This window comes from Clostridium sp. CTA-19, from assembly GCF_054767855.1.
This window is the reverse complement of record NZ_BAAABH010000068.1, coordinates 1-3,148: the sequence shown is the minus strand read 5'-3', so window position 1 is coordinate 3,148 and position 3,148 is coordinate 1. Positions and strand designations below refer to the sequence as shown.

The following is a 3,148-nucleotide window of genomic DNA, read 5'->3' as shown; positions in this document are numbered from 1 at the left end:
AGATTTTGAATATAAAAGGGTGGATATAGAAGAAGCTAAAAGAAAAGTTTTTAAGTTAATAGAGGATTTTAGAAATAGTGATTCTTATGAAAATCAATGTTATGTAATAGATGAAATTAATGAAATTAGAAATGAATTTATATCTATGAGAGCAATTTGTGAATTAAGAAAATGTTTAGGTGTAGATAAAGAGTTTTATAGTAAAGAAATGGAGTATTATGCAGATGTTGAACCTATTCTAGATGGAATAATTTGTGAATATTATAAAGTTTTAGATAGTTCAAAATTTAAAAAAATGCTTAAGGGTAGATATGGGAATCAACTTTTTGATTTGGCAAAAATGAAAATGAGATGTGTTTCTGATGAAATAATAGAAGAATTACAACAGGAGAAAAAATTAATACTAGAATATGTTGAAATGGTGCAGTCTTTTAATAAAAAATTTCAAGGAAAAATTCTTGGAAGATGGGATTTTGATTCCTATATAAATTCTCAGGATAGAAGTATGCGAAAGAGAGCTTATGAAGCACAAACAGAAATATATATAGAGCATGAAAAAGAAATGCAAGAATTATTTGATAGGTTCGTAAAAGTAAGACATAAAATGGCTTTAAAGATGGGATATGAAAATTTTGTTGATATGGGATATGCTCGTATGAATAGAATTGGTTATGATAAGGAAATGGTAGCTAAGTTCAGAAAGCAGATATTAGAGTATATTGTACCATTAAATAAAGAACTTATAGAAAAACAGGCTAAAAGGCTTGGAATAGAAAAAATAAAATATTATGATGAACCAGTACATTTCTTAAGTGGTAATGCAAAGCTCATAGGTGATATTAATTCAATTATAAAGAAGACATCAAAAATGTATGAGGAATTATCGCCAGAAACAAGTGAGTTTTTTAAATATTTGGTGGAAAGAAACCTTTGGGATATTGAAAAAAGAGAAGGAAAAGAGTCAGGTGGTTTTTGTGAGTATATACCTAAATATAAGGCACCTTTTATATTTTCTGTATGCCAAGGAACTATAGAAGATTTTAATACATTTATCCATGAAGTTGGACATGGATTCCAAAAATATTTATGTAGAAATGAGAAAATGCCAGAGTATTATGGTGCACCTGAAGATGTAGCAGAAATTCATTCCATGAGCATGGAATTTTTGACTGAGCCATGGGTAAAGGACTTTTTTGAAGAAGATGCAGAAAAATATAAATTTGAACATATGTGCAATGCATTATTTTTGGTAGCATATATTGCAGCCGTTGATGAATTTCAACATTTTGTATATGAAAAACCAGAGGCTACATATGAAGAACGAAATAGTTTCTGGAGAGAACTTGAAAAGAAGTACATGCCTTATAGAGACTATGAAGAAAATAGCTTTTTAGATAAGGGTGGATATTGGCTACGACAATCACATATTTTCTGGGGACCCTTTTATTATATTGATTATGGATTGGCACAAATAGTAGCATTTAATTTTTGGTGCAAATCTAAATTAAATAGTAAAGAAGCTTGGAATGACTACATGAAAGTATGTGAAGCTGGTGGAAGTAAATCATTTTTAGAAATTATTAAATTAGGAAATCTAAAAAATCCCTTTGAAGAGGAAAGTATAAAATATGTTATAAAATGTATAAGGGAATGGATACTTGATATAGAAGAAAAGTTAATATGATATATAAGGCGGTGAGTGTACATGACATATTCAAAAGAAATATTTAAATATGATTTAGAAGAAGGACATACCATTGCAAGAGCAGAAAATCAAGTGTTTTCTAAATATTATGGAATTTATTAAATAAATAATTCATTTGAAAAAAGTTATGATAATGTTTGTTCAATAACACTTGTATATGATAAATACACTAAAGATTTAGTAGGGATTTGTTATATATCTATTTAGAAAGATTGGCCATTAATTTGTCAAATTGCTGTGAAACCAGGTTACTCAGGTAGAGGAATTAGTACCAATATGATAAAGAAAGCACTTACTGTGTTAAATGAAGAATATTTAGCTATTAGATTGTATGTAGATATAGGGAATAAGGGAGAAGATTTATACTATAAACTAGGATTTTTAAAGGGAAGCGAATTGATTAATATGAAGCTAGTAGAAAATTTGATTGGAGAATAATGATATGAATTTTGAATTTGTTCCAATGAACTTAGAGTATGCAAAGGAAATAATTAATAATTGGAATTATGAAGGTAAATATAATATATATAGTTATGTTAACGAAAAAGAATTTTTATTAGATAAAGAAACGTGGGGATTAGGAAGGTTTGCAGTTTTAAATGAAAAAAATGATATTATAGGTGAGTTAACAATAGAATTTTTTAGAGAAAATAGTGAAGATGAAGAAGATGAGGGGTATGTTAAACATGAAATTGTAAAAAACACTCCTGAAGAAAAATATGAAATGTGGGTTGGTTGGGGATTAAAACCAGAACTTTGTGGAATAGGATTAGGAAAAAAGTTTGTTGATGCATGTGTAAAGTTTGCATTAAAAGAATATGATTACAATGGGGAATACGTTAGATGTGGCGTTGCTGAATTTAATAAAAGAGCAATAAAGGTTTACGAAAGAGCAGGGTTTAAAGTCTTTAATACATCAGTAGGAGAAATAGAGAAAAATGAATATAGGATTTTAAGTATGAGAAAAAAGATTAATATGGAATAAGAAAGGAAACACTATTATTTTTTGTTTTAATATAAAAGTGTTTTATAGGGTTAAAATTTGATATTTAAAATTAGATACTTCTAAACATATTTCAGTGACGTCCTGTATAGGCAGTCGCGAAACCCGTCCTTGGGTTTCAATCCTAAAAATGTTAAAAAACCTCATAAGAATTTCTAAGTTACAACTAAAAATCATAACTAACTTAAAGTTATAATTGTCATTAAAAAGTATGTTAAATGAGTAAATAAGTTGAAATTCCAGTTTGAAACCCTATATATGTAAATATTAAATCATGGATAATATGATTTCTATAAATTATAAAAGAATTAAATTTAGGAGGATGTTATGAGATTTGAAGATTTTGAATATAAAAGGGTGGATATAGAAGAAGCTAAAAGAAAAGTTTTTAAGTTAATAGAGGATTTTAGAAATAGTGATTCTTATGAAAATCAATGTTA

The 3,148-nt window shown here is 27.6% G+C and carries 3 protein-coding genes; all 3 read left to right on the top strand.

Annotated elements, in window-relative coordinates:
- On the top strand, window positions 1-1,684 hold a 1,684-nt coding region (locus tag ACYUE0_RS17505), incomplete at its 5' end, for a M3 family oligoendopeptidase (RefSeq protein WP_460271901.1).
- Between the two features lie 243 nt (window positions 1,685-1,927).
- Window positions 1,928-2,143 (top strand): GNAT family N-acetyltransferase, encoded by a 216-nt coding sequence (locus ACYUE0_RS17500; protein ID WP_460271903.1) that lies wholly within the window; start codon window positions 1,928-1,930, stop codon window positions 2,141-2,143.
- 4 nt (window positions 2,144-2,147) lie between these two features.
- A complete protein-coding gene (locus ACYUE0_RS17495) occupies window positions 2,148-2,690 on the top strand; it encodes a GNAT family N-acetyltransferase (protein ID WP_460271899.1) in 543 nt (180 codons plus the stop codon).
- The last annotated feature ends 458 nt before the right edge of the window (window positions 2,691-3,148 follow it).

What these genes read in the sequence shown, in the direction of transcription:
- ACYUE0_RS17495 (WP_460271899.1), top strand. Translation starts at nt 2,148, where the DNA reads ATGAATTTTGAATTTGTTCCAATGAACTTAGAGTATGCAAAGGAAATA.